The sequence below is a fragment of the Pseudomonas sp. O39 genome (assembly GCF_045447295.1).
GTDB lineage: Bacteria > Pseudomonadota > Gammaproteobacteria > Pseudomonadales > Pseudomonadaceae > Aquipseudomonas > Aquipseudomonas antarctica_A.
Window position 1 is genome coordinate 1 of sequence record NZ_JBJGXV010000028.1, and the last position, 16,610, is coordinate 16,610.

15 protein-coding genes are annotated in these 16,610 nt (G+C 58.9%); 10 read left to right on the plus strand and 5 right to left on the minus strand.

Annotation, left to right across the window (positions count from 1 at the left end; translation table 11 throughout):
- Positions 1-70: 70 nt before the first annotated feature.
- The gene (locus ACI77D_RS25760; protein ID WP_407017734.1) at positions 71-1,129 is read right to left on the minus strand and encodes a DNA-binding protein; all 1,059 of its coding nucleotides are present in this window, start codon (positions 1,127-1,129) and stop codon (positions 71-73) included.
- Positions 1,130-1,315: 186 nt separating this feature from the next.
- Between ACI77D_RS25760 and ACI77D_RS25765 the strand changes: the two genes are divergently transcribed.
- From ACI77D_RS25765 to ahpF, 3 genes are all read left to right on the plus strand, one after another.
- Positions 1,316-2,332 carry a site-specific integrase gene (locus tag ACI77D_RS25765; protein ID WP_406980467.1) on the plus strand — a complete coding sequence of 339 codons (1,017 nt, stop codon included), beginning with the start codon at positions 1,316-1,318 and terminating at the stop codon, positions 2,330-2,332.
- Between the two features lie 350 nt (positions 2,333-2,682).
- Positions 2,683-3,246, plus strand: coding sequence for an alkyl hydroperoxide reductase subunit C (gene ahpC / locus ACI77D_RS25770; RefSeq protein ID WP_053255965.1), 564 nt, complete (start codon positions 2,683-2,685; stop codon positions 3,244-3,246).
- A gap of 130 nt (positions 3,247-3,376) precedes the next feature.
- Positions 3,377-4,942, plus strand: a complete 1,566-nt coding sequence (ahpF, locus tag ACI77D_RS25775) for an alkyl hydroperoxide reductase subunit F (protein ID WP_064452522.1) — start codon at positions 3,377-3,379, stop codon at positions 4,940-4,942.
- A 108-nt stretch (positions 4,943-5,050) separates the two neighbouring features.
- Here ahpF and gloA read toward each other — a convergent pair whose 3' ends face one another.
- Complete coding sequence (gloA, locus tag ACI77D_RS25780) at positions 5,051-5,572, minus strand: lactoylglutathione lyase (protein ID WP_064452521.1); 522 nt, start codon at positions 5,570-5,572, stop codon at positions 5,051-5,053.
- Positions 5,573-5,768: 196 nt separating this feature from the next.
- Between gloA and ACI77D_RS25785 the strand changes: the two genes are divergently transcribed.
- Positions 5,769-6,317: a DUF4946 domain-containing protein gene (locus tag ACI77D_RS25785; protein ID WP_407017765.1), complete on the plus strand. Its 549-nt coding sequence runs from the start codon at positions 5,769-5,771 to the stop codon at positions 6,315-6,317.
- Between the two features lie 110 nt (positions 6,318-6,427).
- Here the strand turns inward: ACI77D_RS25785 and ACI77D_RS25790 are convergent, their stop codons facing one another.
- Both ACI77D_RS25790 and ACI77D_RS25795 read right to left on the minus strand, forming a co-directional pair.
- Positions 6,428-6,790, minus strand: coding sequence for a histone-like nucleoid-structuring protein, MvaT/MvaU family (locus tag ACI77D_RS25790; protein WP_064452520.1), 363 nt, complete (start codon positions 6,788-6,790; stop codon positions 6,428-6,430).
- Between the two features lie 198 nt (positions 6,791-6,988).
- Positions 6,989-8,530: an EAL domain-containing protein gene (locus ACI77D_RS25795; RefSeq protein ID WP_407017735.1), complete on the minus strand. Its 1,542-nt coding sequence runs from the start codon at positions 8,528-8,530 to the stop codon at positions 6,989-6,991.
- Positions 8,531-8,826: 296 nt separating this feature from the next.
- On the opposite strand from ACI77D_RS25795, the gene ACI77D_RS25800 reads away from it, so the two are divergent.
- Genes ACI77D_RS25800 through ACI77D_RS25820 form a run of 5 tightly spaced genes read left to right on the plus strand, consistent with a single transcriptional unit; the run spans position 8,827 to position 14,649 of the window.
- Positions 8,827-9,387 carry a fimbrial protein gene (locus ACI77D_RS25800; RefSeq protein WP_221294830.1) on the plus strand — a complete coding sequence of 187 codons (561 nt, stop codon included), beginning with the start codon at positions 8,827-8,829 and terminating at the stop codon, positions 9,385-9,387.
- Positions 9,388-9,447: 60 nt separating this feature from the next.
- Entirely contained in the window at positions 9,448-10,230 is a 783-nt protein-coding gene (locus tag ACI77D_RS25805) for a molecular chaperone (protein WP_407017736.1), read from the plus strand.
- Between the two features lie 2 nt (positions 10,231-10,232).
- Positions 10,233-12,851, plus strand: a complete 2,619-nt coding sequence (locus ACI77D_RS25810; RefSeq protein ID WP_407017737.1) for a fimbria/pilus outer membrane usher protein — start codon at positions 10,233-10,235, stop codon at positions 12,849-12,851.
- A complete protein-coding gene (locus tag ACI77D_RS25815; RefSeq protein ID WP_407017738.1) occupies positions 12,851-13,606 on the plus strand; it encodes a molecular chaperone in 756 nt (251 codons plus the stop codon). Before ACI77D_RS25810 ends, ACI77D_RS25815 begins: the two co-directional genes overlap by 1 nt.
- Before the next feature lie 14 nt (positions 13,607-13,620).
- Positions 13,621-14,649: a fimbrial protein gene (locus ACI77D_RS25820; protein WP_407017739.1), complete on the plus strand. Its 1,029-nt coding sequence runs from the start codon at positions 13,621-13,623 to the stop codon at positions 14,647-14,649.
- Here the strand turns inward: ACI77D_RS25820 and ACI77D_RS25825 are convergent.
- On the minus strand, positions 14,646-15,524 hold the full coding sequence (locus ACI77D_RS25825) for a LysR family transcriptional regulator (RefSeq protein WP_262664773.1): 879 nt from the start codon (positions 15,522-15,524) through the stop codon (positions 14,646-14,648). The two genes, ACI77D_RS25820 and ACI77D_RS25825, sit on opposite strands and share 4 nt — an antisense overlap.
- A gap of 77 nt (positions 15,525-15,601) precedes the next feature.
- Here ACI77D_RS25825 and ACI77D_RS25830 point away from each other — a divergent pair, with 77 nt between their 5' ends.
- On the plus strand, positions 15,602-16,525 hold the full coding sequence (locus ACI77D_RS25830) for a DMT family transporter (RefSeq protein WP_407017740.1): 924 nt from the start codon (positions 15,602-15,604) through the stop codon (positions 16,523-16,525).
- The last annotated feature ends 85 nt before the right edge of the window (positions 16,526-16,610 follow it).

The window sequence follows — 16,610 nt, forward strand, 5'->3', positions numbered from 1 at the left end:
GGAAATGCCGTCCTCTTCAGCTTATGAAACGTCTGTTCCAGATCGTCAAGCCTGATTGGCTGGCCGGATGTCAAGACCCCGATAACAGGCTCGATTGCTTCGATCTGAACTCCGCCAGTTGACTAATGAGTACCGCGTTGTCTTGCAGGAGCAATTGCTTTTCTGTGGTCAACTCGGTCAATTGGGTTTCAGTTTGGGTTAACCGTTGCGCCAGTAAACCTAGCTCCCGTTCGATCACAGCCAGGTTGGTCTGCGCCTCAACCAAACGCCGTTCGCTATGCTCATGACGCTGTTCCAGTGTCTGATGAGTCTGGTTCAGCTCGGCAAGTTGATACACCACCTGCGCATGTGCACTACGGCTCTGGATGAGCGCCTCCTGAGCAGTGAGCAGGGAGCTTTGAAGGTGAACGTTGTCTTGTGACAGTTGTTGTTCCTGAGCCTGCAGCTCACCCAGACGGGTTTGCTGAGCGAGCAGTCGTTGCCGGAGTTCAGTCAGTTCGTATTCAAGGCGATGCTGGCATTGTTCAGCGGTCCGACGCTCGTCGGCGCGTTGCTGAGCGACCGATGTCTGATAATGCTCAAACTGCACGCGCGCGTGCTGCAGTTGTTGGGTCAGTGAGGCCAGCTCGGCGACGCGGTCAGCGAGTCGCTGTTCAAGACCGAGCTTTTCACTGCGTAGGCCGGCCAAGGCGATCTCCTGACGTTGCACGGTTTCATCCAACTCTTGGAGACGCGTATCGGCTGATACAAGAGCCAGCGCTTGCTGCTGCTGGATGTTGAGTAGAGCTTCCTGCTCCACAACCGTCTGCTGCAACTGTTCGTGCAGCGCGGCGTTAGATGCCTGATGGATCTGCTCCGCTTGTTCGAATTGGAGGGTCGCCTGCGCCTGAACTTTTAGGTACACCTCTTTCAACGCCATCACGAGTTCGGCCGGCAAGCCAAGATCCGCCTGGATCACCGTGGCCGGGTGTGCACTTTTCCAGCGTTTTAACAAGGGCGCAATAGTGCTCTTACTACCGGTTCCACCGAGGGCGGCACGGATACTGTCGATTGTAGGATTTTGGCCCTCGGCCGCGAGTCGAGCCGCCGCGTTGGCCACCTGAACATAAAGAACACCTGGGCGAGCCATACCGGTCTCCGATTATTTCGTAGCGTAATATGGAAAACGTAATACATCATTTAAAGTACAGAATAGACCAGCTTGGAGATGTGGATAATTAACCCGCGATAAGCGTGGTTATCGTGAGTTAAATGTTCATGATCGGTATCCACGCCTATACTCAGCGGTACACAAAGCTTAAACAGGCGTTTCTTGATGACAGCGAGCAAGAGCGACGACAGCGTCCCTGCAGTACGGTCAGACGACCCTTCTGCGCTGATCCGTACCCACGGTACGCTCGCCACCACCGAGCAACTGGCCCTGCAACACCAGCGCTTTCTCGCCGCGGCCACCGCCGACAACACCCGGCGCACTTATCGCTCGGCGATTCGCCACTTCCAAGCCTGGGGCGGCGTGTTGCCGTGCGATGAGGCCGCGGTGATTCGCTACCTGCTGTCGTTCGCCGAAGCGCTGAACCCACGCACCCTGGCCCTGCGCCTCACCGCGCTGTCGCAATGGCACCGCTATCAAGGTTTTCCTGACCCAGCAGTCACCGCCACCGTACGCAAGACTTTGCGCGGGATTGAACGGGTGAACGGGCGTCCTCGAAAAAAAGCCAAGGCCCTACACATGGAGGATCTCGAACGCATGGTGAAGTACCTGGACACGCTCGGCGGGCTTGCCGCGCGGCGTGACAGCGCATTGTTGCAAGTCGGATTCTTCGGCGCTTTTCGGCGCAGCGAACTGGTCGCGCTGGAGGTTCGCGAGCTGCAGTGGGAGCGGGAGGGACTGCTAATCCTATTGCCCCGTTCCAAGACGGACCAGGAGGGTGAGGGCCTGTCAAAGGCAATCCCGTATGGCGACGGCCTTTGCTGCCCCGCGAAGGCGTTACGGCGCTGGCTCGATACCGCTCAGATTGAGCAAGGCCCGTTGTTTCGGCGCATCAGCCGCTGGGACTTAGTCGGTGATATGGCGCTACACGAGGGCAGCGTGAATACCATTCTGACCAGCCGCTCCCGTGAAGCGGGGTTGCTGCATGACCTGGAGATGAGCAGCCACAGCCTGCGCCGAGGCTTGGCCACCAGTGCTTATCGTGCAGGGGCGGATTTTCTGGAAATTAAGCGCCAGGGTGGTTGGCGGCACGATAGCACCGTACACGGCTACATCGAGGAGGCTAGTGCTTTCGAGCAAAACGCCGCCGGAACGCTATTACGAACTAAGTCATCAACCTAGTCCTCGATTCCTAAGAAAACCAGCGAAGCCATACGCTTTGATTTTGTGAGGAGGGCTAATCAAAAAGGGCTGGATTTTGCGTTTTGTTTGTTCGAAATTATCAGTCATAGAAAAATCATAAAAATCATATCGTTACAGATCGAACGGCTTAATTTTCCCTTATCTCGGCATGACCCCCTTTCTTGGCATGACCTTGGCCACCCAACCGCTGATTTGAGATTTCTTCTATTAATAGTGTCACTTGATAGCGAAAACCAATCGTCAGCATCAGGTTTGCCAATGAGCCATCGTCGGAGAGAGTGGGTAGGATTCATCCCATCAACTTACTAACCCCTGACGGAGAGTCATCGATGCCTATCATCAACAGCCAAGTAAAACCGTTCAAAGCTACCGCCTACAAAAACGGCAACTTCGTAGACGTGTCGGATGCTGACCTGAAAGGCAAATGGTCCGTAGTGTTCTTCTACCCGGCCGACTTCACCTTCGTCTGCCCAACCGAGCTGGAAGACCTGGCTGACAACTACGCCGAATTCCAGAAACTGGGCGTCGAAATCTACAGCGTCTCCACCGACACCCACTTTGCTCACGCTGCCTGGCACAACACTTCGCCAGCCATCGGCAAAATCCAGTACACCATGATCGGCGACCCAACCCTGACCATTTCCCGCAACTTCGACGTACTGATCGAAGAAGCTGGCCTGGCTGACCGCGGCACGTTCGTGATTGACCCAGAAGGCAAGATCAAAATCGTTGAGCTGAACGATGGCGGCGTGGGCCGTGACGCTTCCGAGCTGCTGCGCAAAATCAAGGCCGCTCAGTATGTTGCTGCCCACCCGGGCGAAGTGTGCCCAGCCAAGTGGAAAGAAGGCGAGGCCACCCTGGCTCCGTCCCTGGACCTGGTCGGCAAGATCTAAGCCTGTGAAACACCTCAGGGCGGATTGTGCCGCACCTTAAGTAAGCTGCACCGCCCTCAAAACGCCCGGGCGAGTTTCGCTCGGGCGTTTTTTTGTCTGCAATAAACCGAATTAATAGGAAATCGCCCGTATGTTGGACGCCAATCTTAAAGCTCAGTTGAAGTCATACCTGGAACGGGTCACCCAGCCGATCGAGATCGTCGCCTCCCTCGACGACGGCGCGAAATCCCAGGAAATGCTCGCTCTTTTGCAGGACGTAACCAGCCTCACCACGCTGATTACCCTGAAAACCGATGGCGATGATGCGCGCAAGCCATCGTTCTCCATCAACCGCCCGGGTGCCGATATCAGCCTGCGTTTCGCCGGCATCCCGATGGGCCATGAATTCACTTCGCTGGTGTTGGCCCTGCTGCAAGTCGGTGGCCACCCGTCGAAGGCCAGTGTCGAAGTGATTGAACAGATTCGCGCCTTGAAAGGCGAGTTCAGCTTCGAGACTTACTTCTCGTTGTCATGCCAGAACTGCCCGGACGTGGTGCAGGCGTTGAACCTGATGGCGGTGCTCAACCCGAACATCCGCCACGTCGCTATCGACGGCGCGCTGTTCCAGGCTGAGGTCGATGAGCGCAAGGTCATGGCAGTGCCCAGTGTTTACCTCAACGGTGTGAACTTCGGCCAGGGCCGCATGGGCCTGGAAGAAATCCTCGCTAAACTCGACACCAGCGGCATCGAAAAAGCCGCCGAGAAAATCAGCGCCAAAGACGCCTTTGATGTGCTGGTCGTCGGCGGTGGCCCAGCCGGTTCGTCGGCTGCCATCTACGCCGCGCGTAAAGGCATCCGCACCGGTGTGGCGGCCGAGCGTTTTGGCGGCCAGGTACTGGACACCATGTCCATCGAAAACTTCATCTCTGTACAAGAGACCGAAGGGCCGAAACTGGCCAGTGCCCTTGAGGCACACGTGCGTCAGTACGACGTGGACATCATGAACCTGCAACGTGCCAGCAGCTTGATCCCTGCGAAAAATGCCGGTGGCTTGCACGAGATTCGCTTTGAAAGCGGTGCGACCCTAAAGTCCAAGACCGTGATTCTGGCCACCGGCGCCCGCTGGCGCGAAATGGGTGTGCCGGGCGAGCAGGAATACAAGGCCAAGGGCGTGTGTTTCTGCCCGCACTGCGATGGCCCGTTGTTCAAGGGCAAGCGTGTAGCGGTGATTGGCGGTGGTAACTCTGGCGTTGAAGCGGCCATCGACCTGGCCGGTATCGTCAGCCACGTGACGTTGCTTGAGTTCGACAGCAAGTTGCGCGCCGATGCGGTGTTGCAACGCAAGCTCTACAGCCTGCCGAACGTTGATGTCATCACCAGCGCGCTGACCAGTGAAGTCAAAGGCGATGGCCAGAAAGTCACCGGCTTGGCATACAAGGATCGCGATAGCGGTGAGTTCAACACCATCGACCTGGAAGGCATTTTTGTTCAGATCGGTTTGCTGCCCAACACGGATTGGCTCAAGGGCACTGTGGAGCTGACGCCTCGTGGCGAGATTATTGTCGACGCCCGTGGCGAAACTTCCCTGCCAGGGGTGTTCGCTGCCGGTGACGTAACCACCGTGCCGTACAAGCAGATCGTGATTGCGGTAGGCGAGGGTGCCAAGGCTTCCTTGAGTGCTTTCGATCACCTGATCCGAACCTCCGCTCCGGCATAAATTCGCGCTCGAAAACGAAAAACCCCATGAGTGATCATGGGGTTTTTTCGTTCCTGCGCGCTGCGTGGGAATGCATTCAGTGACGCTCTGCACCCACCCATAAGCGGCTTACATCGGCGCCGGTTGAATAATTTCAACCCAGTACGCGTCCGGGTCTTTGATGAACGCCAGGCTTTTCATGCGGCCATCGGTCAAACGTTTCTGGAAGTCGCAACCCAGGGCTTCAAAGCGCTCGCAGGCAGCCACGATATCCGGCACCGAAATGCAGATATGGCCAAAACCACGAGGGTCGGTGTTGCCGTTATGGTAGGCAAAATCGGCATCGTTTTCGGTGCCGTGGTTGTGGGTCAGTTCCAGGATGCCCGGGATCGATTTCATCCACTGGGTACGTTCAGCGGCATCTGCCGGGATCTGGGCTTTGTCCACCAGAGCCAGGAAGTACAGGCTGAATTCGGCTTCCGGGAAGTCGCGCTTTTCAACCAGGGAAAAACCCAGGACGCGGGTGTAGAAGTCCAGCGATTTGGTGATGTCTTTGACCCGCAGCATGGTGTGGTTGAACACGAAGTTCGTGGTCGCGGTGTCGGGTTGGGCGGTGACGCCCGGGAAAGTGTTCAGATCGTGCAGGCTCATGGGCCCTCCAGAAAAATGGGGCAAACGCGGCTTGAAGTGAGAATAGCGTTCCCTTGGCGTGCGGCAAGCATCCATGCAGCGCGGCCATGATACGCAAGGCCTGCCTGCTGCGCCAAATGAAAAGGTCACACAGCGCTTGCGACTTGCGGGTATCGGGCGTCAAACTTTGGCGCTTGAACCTTGGGTGTTTTTCGCAATGATTGAATTCCGTAAACCGCTGTTGAGTGCTTTGTGTTTGCTGTTTGGCCCACTCTTGGGCAGTTCATTCGTGCAAGCGGCAGACCCGGAAATTCATTGGCCCAGCGGCTGGCAAGTCGAGGAGGTGGTGCCCGACGACGCCGCGCCGGTAACCCCCCTGGCGGCGTCTCGGCAACGCGCGATCAAGAATGATGAAAATGGCAATACCTTGATGGTCATGGAGTTGACCGGCACACCGATTGAGGCCGGGCATAAAGTTAATCTTCAGGGTGTGTTGCTGGACATGCGTAAATCCATCCAGAAAGCATTTGCCCGCAGTGGTTATCAAAGCGTGTGCAGCAAAATGCACCCAACCACATTGAGCCGTCTTGAGGCGATGGAAACTACTTGCGTGATTACCGAGAACGGACGGCACGTGTTGTCACAAACATTGGTGGGCGCGGTAGATACCGATAAAGCGTATGTTTTTTCATACGCGGGCCAAGCCGAAGCCTACGAGGCCAGCCAGGGTGAAGTGAGTTCGGTGCGCGACAGTCTGAAACTTTGAACACACCCTTTTGATCGATAGTGAACAAAGTGAAACGGTAGTTAGATTCGTTTTCGAACCCTCAAAAAAAAAGCCCCGCGTAGGCGGGGCTTTTTGCTAGTGACTTTTGATTAGCCGCGAAGCCAGGAATCTACAGTGGCGGCGCCATACTGTTCTTTCCAGGCTTTCAGGCCGCGATGGTTGCCGCCCTTGGTTTCGATCAGTTCGCCGGTGTGCGGGTTGTGGTAAACCTTGACCACGCGCGCGCGACGCTGTTTGGGGGCGTTGGTGGCGGCACCGGCTTTGCCTGGGTTTGGATCAAGGATCGAGATGATGTCGCGCAGGCCTTTGCCGTAGTGCTTCATCAGGCCTTGCAGCTTTTCTTCAAATTCGATTTCTTTTTTCAGGCCGGCGTCGTTCTTCAGGGATTCCAGCTGGGCAAGCTGCTCTTGAAGGGCTTTTTCTGCTGCGCGAAATTCGGCGAGTCTGGACAAAATCTGTACTCCAATAGTGTAGTTGGCTGATATCAACTGCAGACAAAGCTAGTAAGCCAAGAGCTTAAGGTGACTCAAAGAAAGAGGCCTTTCTGCGAGTTCAGCACAGGCAGGAAAAATTGTAGTAGTTAATGTCGCACGAGTAAATCACGTTGTTGCTTTAATAAGATTATTTCATCGAGCGCAGTAGATGGCTATTCAATGGCTGGTCAGGGACTTAATGAACTCTTCACAGGGTAACGGTCGACCGAAGAGATAACCCTGCAGGAAATCCACACCTTGTGCCGCGAGATATTCGCACTGCTCTGCTGTTTCCACACCCTCGGCCACAATACCCAGATCCAGCTTGCCGGAGAGTTCGATGATGCTGTCAAGAATATGCCTTGAGAGTGCATCGGCCCCAATCATGGCGACAAAGCTTTGATCGATTTTCAAGTAGTCGACATTGAAGTTGCGCAAGTAACCCAGGCTCGAGTGGCCGGTGCCAAAGTCATCAATCGCGATCATCACGCCCAGTTGATGCAGGGCGTCGAACAAGCGGCGGGTGATGTCGGTAGGCTGGATCAGATCGCGTTCGGTCAACTCCAGCACTAGCGTCACCTGGCCTGGAGTAAAGGCGGCGAGAAACTCCTGGCAGTCTTGTACCAGGTCCAGATCCTGGCAGTGGTGTGCCGTGATGTTCACGCCGATATGAAAACCAGGGCTGAAGCGCCCGGCATGTGGGGCGAGTTGCGCGGCGGTCTGGCGCAGCAGTGAGCGGGTCATCGGTACGATCAGGCCGGAGTGTTCGGCCAGCGGGATAAACAGGTCAGGGCGCACCAGGCCTTCTTTCGGGTGTTGCCAGCGCATCAACACTTCACAGCCAGCCCATTCGCGGGTATCGCCGCGTACCACGGGTTGGAAATAGGGAATGAACTCGTTGGCACCCAAGGCGCGCTGCAGCTCGTGGGTGGGTGCGGACGAGCGCTTTTGCAGCCAGTGCGCGAGCATGCCCGCCAGTACGCCGAAGAACACCAGCAGGCTGAACAGGGCCGGGTAGCGCGCTTCCATATAACGCCAGACCTCGCCGTCGGGCATGCCTGCGTCGACACTGTAGTGATAACGCTCAGAGGCCAAGTGGTGATGGGCCACGGCGTACTCCGGCACAGCGGTGTTGTGTACTTTGCCGTCCGCATCCAACCAGTTGGGGCCGACTTGCAGGATCAGGTACGCGTAACGGCTGATCAGGCGCAAGGCGTTGGTCAGGTGGTAGCCGTCAACTGAGGCAAATGCGGCTTTATCGCCTTCGACCAAGCGGTAAACCAGCAGCGCGGTATCCGGCGTCACCGGGTTGCCGTTCATCAACCTCAGCGTGCCATCAACGTAATCATCCGGGTTAACCGCTGACTGGTAAGTACCTCCGAACAACGAGCTGCAATAAATGTTTTTCTGCCAGGACAGGGTCGTCGCTCGCACAAAGGGCCGACGTGTCACCTGCTCACGCAGGGCCAGTTGCGTACCGTTGTCGCAAGGGTGGCCGGCCAGCGGCAGTAATGTGCGGGCGGCGAGGGCGGTATTGTCGAGCATCAAGTCGAATTGGCGAACGGCTTCGTGGGCGGTTTGGTCCGTGCTTTGTTCAAGGGTGCGTTCGGCCTGCCAATAAAGAATCGCAACGCCCAGTAAAACGGGGAGCACGCCGCAGATTCCGCTGATAAACGCGCGTACGGTTCGGCTTCGTGGGCCTTTGGCGGTGAGGGGCATAGGGGCAGCCAATAACGAAATGAAAACAGAGGTGTATGCCGATGATAGATGGCATTACGCCGGTGTGCTCAGTTGTTTGAGGCCCATCCACCTAGCCGTTTGGTCAGTTGTTGCGGGCACTTCACCTTGGCAAGATAAACATCGTTGCAAAAAGTAAGAGACTCAGGAACAACACCCCCTCCAGCCTCTCTCTCAGCCGTTCAAGCCCAACTTTGGCGGGACGGTACAACCTCGTCTTTCAATAATTGAAATTCGTCTTGCAACCCGTTAACGCTACTTATGAGGAAACACCCGCAATGAAAAAAATCCGACTGGCCGCCGCCTTGCTGGCCGCTACCGGCGTTGCCACGCTGCCTGTGTTTGGCGCAGATGGCACGATCAGCCTGACCGGTGAAATCACCGGTACAACGTGCAGTATCAGTGGCGGCTCCGGCTCCGCGGCTGGCACCAGTTCGAACTTCGCGGTGGCGCTCAGCAAGGTCCAGGCCAGCGCGCTCAAGGCCAGAGGCCAGACGGCCGGCACCACGCCCTTTTTTGTGCGAGTGGGTGCTTGCCCGAAGGACACGGCCGTGGCCGTCTTGTTTGAGAGCAGCAGCCCTGCCATCAACCCGGCTACCGGTAACTTGAAGAATCAAGCGCCTGCCTCGCCGAAGCCCGCTTCTCTGGTTGAAGTACAGATTGTCGACGGCACCACTCACCGCCCTATGGACCTTCGCCTCGCCCTTAATTCGAGCGCCGCAAAGGTCCCTGAAAACGGTGAAGTGTCGTTGCCGTTCGCGGCTCAGTATTTCGCCACCGGTGTTGCAACCCCTGGCCCGGTCAGCACGCAAGTGCTGTATTCCATCACGTTCCCCTGATCAAGGCCCAGGTGCCTGGCGATTCGCCAGGCACCGGACAGCGCCTTGAAGGACCGATCCATGCTCGCCCGACCCTTGCTTCTGAGTTGCCTGCTGATGACCCTTTCGATCAGCGCGGGATGGCCAAGCGCCGCCCACGCCGGCGTGGTGATTGACGGCACTCGGCACATCTACCCGCAGCAGCGCCGTGAAGTCACGCTACGCCTGACCAACGACGACCCGCGGGCTCCGCGCCTGGTGCAGGTGTGGCTGGACCCGGGTGACCCAGCGTCAGCCCCGTCAGGCAGTGAAGTGCCTTTCATTCTTTCGCCACCGGTATTCCGTCTGGACCCGGGCAAAAGCCAGGCGGTGCGATTGGTCTATACCCAAGAGCCGCTGCCGGCTGACCGCGAGTCAGTGTTTTGGCTGAACGCGCTTGAGATTCCGCCCAAGGTCAACGCTGAGCAGTCCGCTCAGGACGACGCTCCTGCGAGCCACCTGCAGTTCGCCTTTCGCATCCGCACCAAAGTGTTTTTTCGGCCGGCCCATTTACCCGGCAGCACGGACGAGGCGCCCGCCCAATTACGCTGGACCCTGCACCGCAGCGCCCAGGGCGCGCTCCTGGAAGTGCACAACCCATCGGCCTATCACGTGACATTCAACGAGGTCGCGCTGGCCATGGGCGCGCAACCTGAAGCGCGCCTGCTGCCGGCGGGAGAGGGCATGGTGGCGCCCGGCGGTCATCTGACACTGGCCGTGCGCGAGGTCGTGCATGCAATTCCCGCTGATGCCCAGGTGCATTTTAAATACATCAATGACTACGGCGCGTTTTCCTCGCCGCAGCGTGCGCCCCTGAAGTTCTGACTATGCCTGCCTCATTACAATTTACGTTCTACCAATGCGCCTGGCTGTTTTCCCATCCTCGGCTGGTGGTGTTGTTCGGCCTCCTGAGTACGCTGGTGATATCGGTCGAGGCTGCCCCATTGTTGTTTGACATAGAGGCTTTCAGCAGCGGCCAGTCCAGCCCGGCGGACATCACGCGTTTCAATGCCGTCAATACGCTAGCGCCTGGCGTTTATCGCGTAGACGTGATGCTCAATGGGCAATCGATTGGCCGCCACGCGCTCAATTTCGTGCCCCGCAATGAGCAGGATGGCGCGCAGCCGTGCGTGAGTGCGCAACAGCTTGCCGAACTCGGGGTGGTGCTGCACCCACTCGACGGCGCCTCGCAGGCTGCCTGCCGCGATTTCGCCGACTGGATCCCCATGGCCAGCAGCCGCGTCGACACCGAGTCGCTGACGCTGGACCTGAGTATCCCGCAGGTCTACATCAACCGCTCCGCACGCGACTACATTGACCCTGCCCAGTGGGACGAGGGCATTGATGCCGCACTGCTCAATTACAACTTCAGCGCCGCAGCGGTGACGTCGGGCGCCGGTGAGGACCGGGGCTACCTGGGCCTTAACGGCGGCGTCAACCTGGGTGACTGGCGACTGCGCCACCAGGGAGGGCAAGCCTGGGCATCGCGAAGTGGCCGGTTGCCTTATCAACAAACGGCCACCTACCTGCAACGCTCCCTTGCAACCTGGCGTTCGCAACTTACCGTTGGCGACAGTTTCAGCAGCGGCCAGATCCTCGACGGCGTGCGCGTACGGGGTATTACCCTGGCGACCGAGGACCGCATGCTTGCGCAGTCGCAACAAGGCTATGCACCACAGGTTCGCGGCGTCGCCGAAAGCAATGCCACGGTGACGGTGCGCCAGAATGGCTACACGCTCTACGAAACCACGGTGGCTCCCGGGCCCTTTGTGATCGATGATCTTTACCCCACCGGTTACGGTGGCGACCTCAACGTCAGCGTCACCGAGGTGGACGGGCGGAGTAGCACCTTTGTCGTGCCCTATTCGGTTGCCCCGCACCTGTTACGTAATGGCGCTACCCACTACACCGTGACCATGGGGCGCGTGCAACAACGCGGGCTAGCCGGCGCCAGCCCCACGGTATTCCAGGGCACCCTCCAGCAGGGGCTCACGAATAGCCTGACCGCCTACGCAGGCAGCACGCTTTCCCAGGGTTATGGTCAAGCCAAGGTGGGTGTGGCGATGAGCACGCCTATCGGCGCGTTCGCCCTCGACAGCACGCGCTCGCGTACTCAGGTGCCGGGGCAAGGGCTGTTCGGCGGACAAAGCTGGGGCCTGGCCTATAGCAAGAACGTGCCGTACTCAGGGACACATTTTATGTTGGGGGCCTATCGCTTCTCTACCGAAGGCTATCTGAGCCTGCCTGACGCACTGACTGTACGGGAACTGGGGCATCACGGCGGGAGCATGGGCAGTTATACCCGGCAGAAAAGTCGATTGGACCTGACGATCAGTCAGCAGGTGGGCGAGGGCACGCTGAGTGTGTACGGCAGTTCCATCGACTACTGGGCCGGGACGCAAGGGCGCCAGACTTCATTCACTGTCAGCTATGGGGCCCATTGGAAGAAGCTCAACTGGAACCTCTCGGCGCAGCGCTCGAGGGTCAGTGAAACGCATCGCTCGAGCGACCGAGAACGCAGTGACGAGATCTTTTTTGGCCGGGCCACGCAAGCAGGGCGTGTCGATAATCATCTGGTACTGACCCTCTCCATGCCGTTGGGCGATGGCGCGCACGCACCGACCCTGAGCAGTTCGCTTTACCGGGACGCCGGTGATTCGCGCGGCAGCCAACAGCAAGTCGGAATCAATGGTTTGCTGGGGGATTCAGATCACACTCACTACGGGCTGATCGGCAACCACGGCACGGGTAACCAGCACGGCTCAAGTTTCAATGCCTACACGGGCTATCGCAGCAACACCGCCAGCCTGCGCGCCGGTTATGGCCAGAGCCGGGACAGCGCGCAAGTGTCCATGAGCGCCGATGGCGGGCTCATCGCCCATGACGGCGGCGTCACGCTCTCGCCAAGCCTAGGTGAAGCCTCGGCGCTGGTTTATGCGCCGGATGCGCAGGGCGCGCAGCTCGGCAGTTCCGGGGTGCGTATCGACAAACACGGCTATGGCGTCATGCCCTCGCTCAGGGCGTACCAGCGCAATGAAGTGGCCATTGATCCACAGGGCATGCCCATGGATGTGGAGTTGAAAGCGTCCAACCATCACGTCGTCCCCACGATGGGGGCGGTGTCGCGGGTCAGGTTCGAGACCGTCAGCGGCCGGGCGGTGGTGATCAAGGCGACCTATCCAGACGGCAAACCCGTGCCGTTCGCCGCACAGGTGTTCGATGAACACGGTAGTGAAGTCGGCGTTATCGGGCAGGCCGGCAAGGCGTTTGTGCGTGGCGTTGCCGAGCACGGCACGCTGACCGTCCGCTGGGCTGAGGCCGCCGGCGAGCGCTGCTTTATCCAGTATCGCTTGCCACCCCGAAAACCCGGCCGGCGCCAGCAAAACGCGGACCAGTTGATCAGCCAGTGCAAGGGCGACCTGGATAGGCAGGAGGAGAGCAGTTGATGTTTAACAGGTGGTTGAGGACCGTGTTCGGTCTGGCACTGGCGGCTCAGATGTGGCCGGCGCACGGGGAAATCGTCATAGATCGAACCCGCATCATCTACCCCGCCGCCGCGCGGGAGGTGACGGTCAACCTTCGCAACGAAGCTGACGGCCCGAGGTTGGTGCAGGTATGGATTGATCGCGGCGACCCTGAGGCCTTGCCGGAGTTGAGTGACGTACCGTTTACGGTCAGCCCGCCGATCCTGCGGCTGGAGGCCGGCACGGCACAGGGGTTGCGGTTGGCTTACCACCCCGCTGAGGAGCAGGCGAACGCACGCCCTCAAGAGTCAGTGTATTGGCTGAATGTACGAGGTATCCGGCCCACGGCCAGGACTAGCAATCAACTGCAATTTGTCTTTCGCACACGAATCAAGCTGTTCCTGCGCCCAGAGGCACTGACAGGCCGGGAGGTGGACGCCGTGCAGACCCTGCGGTGGCGGCTGGGCGGCGACAGCCCGGTGCTACGGGTGCATAACCCCAGTGCCTTTCATGTGACGTTATCCAGCGTCGTGCTGACCCTGGAGGGCGTCGAGTACCCCAGTGAGGACCCGCCGATGCTGTTGCCACGCACCACGGCAAACCTGATGTTGAAAGGCCGGTCAGCACCTTGGCAAGGCTCGGCGACGCTGCGCTTTACCACCCTGGATGACCACGGCGTGACGCGCGAGCATTCGGTGTCCCTGGCGGGTCCTGTTACAGAGGATGTGGCGATATGATCAGGTTTTTTCGCATGAGCGCACTGTTGGCGGGTTGGGGACTTGCGATGGCGGCCCATGCTCATTTCAGTGCTGGCACGTGTACGCCACAAGCGACACTGAACCTCTCCATTGCGCCGATCACCTTGCCGGTCAACCCGCAAGTGGGTCAGGTGATAGGTGCGGCGAACGGTTATGACTTCGGCAACAATAGCTTTGTGATGCTGTGTCGATATCAGGACTGGCCCGTCGAGCAACCGGTGTCTGCGAACATGAGCGTGGTCAATTCGCCAGTCAGTGGCAGGACGTTCAGCGCCTCAGGCGTGTCAATGCCGGTGTATGCCACCGGCCTGCCCGGGGTCGGGTTCGCCATGATGGCCAGGGACCCCGGCCAGCCAATGCGTGCCATCAGCCACACCGGCACCACACTGTTAAACACCAAACATAACAAACCCAATGGCTGGGGGCTTCAAGGGCGGGTCTATCTGGTTGCCACCGGGCCGGTATCGGCCGGTACGATTCCCTCCCGCAATATCGCCAGGTACACGCTGACAAATGTATCGACCGCAGGTCCGGGCTATGTGGCGGTCAACTTTACCCCTGCGGTTATAGCACCACCGCGCAGGCCTACCTGCCGTGTCTCTGCGCCGTCGATTGCGATGCCGGTGGGGCGTATAGCCAGCCGTGATTTCAAGGGGCCAGGCAGTTTCGCCGGCAGCGTGACCCAGGATATTACCTTGGAGTGCGCTGGCGGAACTGGTGGTACCCAGGATGTATTCATCACGATAACCGACCAGACTGACAACGCTAATCGCAGTGACCGGTTGAACTTGACCCGCACTTCAAACGCCCGTGGCGTGGCGCTGCAACTGCTGCATGGCGCCCAATTGGTGAGGTATGGCGCCGATTCCGCGGCCGTGGGCAACCTGAATCAATGGCAGGTGGGCAGCACCGGCAATGGCAAGGTGACGATCCCCCTGACCGCCCGTTACGTCCAAACCGAGCAAACGATCACGCCCGGCGTCGCTAACGGGTTGGCCTCGTTCACCATGAGTTATCGCTAAGTCCCGGCGTGGTGCAGCTTTTGCGCCAGCGCGATGAACGCCAGGGTGGCAGGTGAGGACTGGCGGCGGTCAAGCACGGCCAGACCGATCCGGCGTGGCACCGCGGGAGACAACGGCCGCGCTGCATAGCGTGGGTCGACGTGTTCCGGCAGCGACGCTTGCGCCACGATACTCAGCCCGTCGCCACGGCTGACGGCTTCCAGCGTGCTGAGCAATTGGGCGCAGCGATAACGCACTTTAGGCCTTAAACGGGCCTCGCTGAACAAACGCATCACCAGTTCCGAGGAACCGGCCTCGGTGAGAATAAAAGGGTCATCACACAGCGCTTGCAAGGGCAGCGCCGCGTTAGCGGCCAGTGGATGACCGGCGGGTAGCAGTGCCACCAGTTGGTCCTCGAACAAGGCCACGGTGTCGAAGCGCTCCTGATCCAGCACCACAAACCCGACATCGATCCTGCGCTCATCCAGCCACTGGATAACCTGTCTGTCGGGCCCTTCGTCCACGTGCACTTCGATGCCCGGATAAGCCTGTCGAAACTGCCGCAGGAGCGTGGGCAAGATGCGGATTGACGCCGTCGGCCCGAACGACCCAATCCGCAGTGTGCCGCGTTTCATCCCGCGGGCATCGGCCGCTTCCTGCTGCAAGGTATTGGCCAGGCCCAGCATTGCACGCGCGCGCCCGAGTAATTGCGCGCCGATATCGCTCAGTTCCACCAACGACTGGTGGCGCCGGAACAATTCCACGCCCAACTCTTGTTCCAGGGCCTTGATCGCATGCGACACCGCGGATTGACTGATGCCGAGGCGGTGAGCTGCACTGGTAAAACCTTGCAGTTCGGCGACTAACGAAAATATTTCCAACTGCGTCAGGGTCATGAGTAAAGGCTCATTTTACGATTACCGATCATTAGTCGAAGAATACGCCAATCCTTCAATACCCTGAGCACCTCCTCATGCACCCTCTGTCCGATCGACTGACCTATCTGAAACTTGCTGCTGTGACCATGATATGGGGCGGCACGTTTGTCGCCGGGCGCTACCTGGCCGATCGGATCGCCCCGTTACTGGCCGCCAGCCTGCGGTTTATCCTGGCCAGCCTGGCGCTGCTGCTGTTTATGGTGTGCGCGCGGATTCCTCTGGCGCGACCCGATCCTCGGCAACTGGTACGGCTGAGCGTGCTGGGTTTCTTTGGCATCTTTTTCTATAACCTGTGTTTTTTCTATGGCCTGCATTACGTCAACGCATCGCGCGCCTCGTTGATCGTGGCGCTGAATCCGGCGGTGATCGGCCTGGCCTCATGGTGGCTCTTCAAAGAGCGCCTGGGTGTCGCCAAAGTTATGGGCATCGCCTTATGCCTGGCGGGCGCCGCCGTGGTGATTGTCAGTCGCAACCCTGAGTTGCTGCACAGCACCGCGAGCAACTGGCGGGGCGACGTGCTGATTTTTGGTTGCGTAGTGGGGTGGGGGATTTACTCGCTGTTTTCCCGTGAGCTGAATCAGAGCCTCGGCCCTTTGCAAACCGTCACCTGGTCCGTGCTGCTGGGCACCTTGATGCTCACCGTCCTCACCCTGTTCATGGGACGTTTCACCGCAGAAGGGCTCGGCAGCCTCCAACTGCCGCAGGCATTGAGTTTGTTGTACCTGGGCGTGCTGGGCTCAGCACTGGCGTACATCGGCTATTACGACGGCATTCGGCGCATCGGCGCGACCCGTGCCGGTGTGTTTATTGCGCTTAACCCGCTGACAGCGGTGATGTGCGGCGCACTGCTGCTGGGCGAACAACTGACTGCGCCCATGGTGCTGGGCGGCGCGGTGATCCTGTCTGGCATTTATCTGTGCAACAAACCCCTTGCGCAGGCCAAGCCAATGGGGATTTGATAAGAGTGCGGACAAATACGGTTACGCTGTGTAGAATCGATTTACGCATACAAGAATATGGACTTGCGCTCACGCAAGCCTCGGC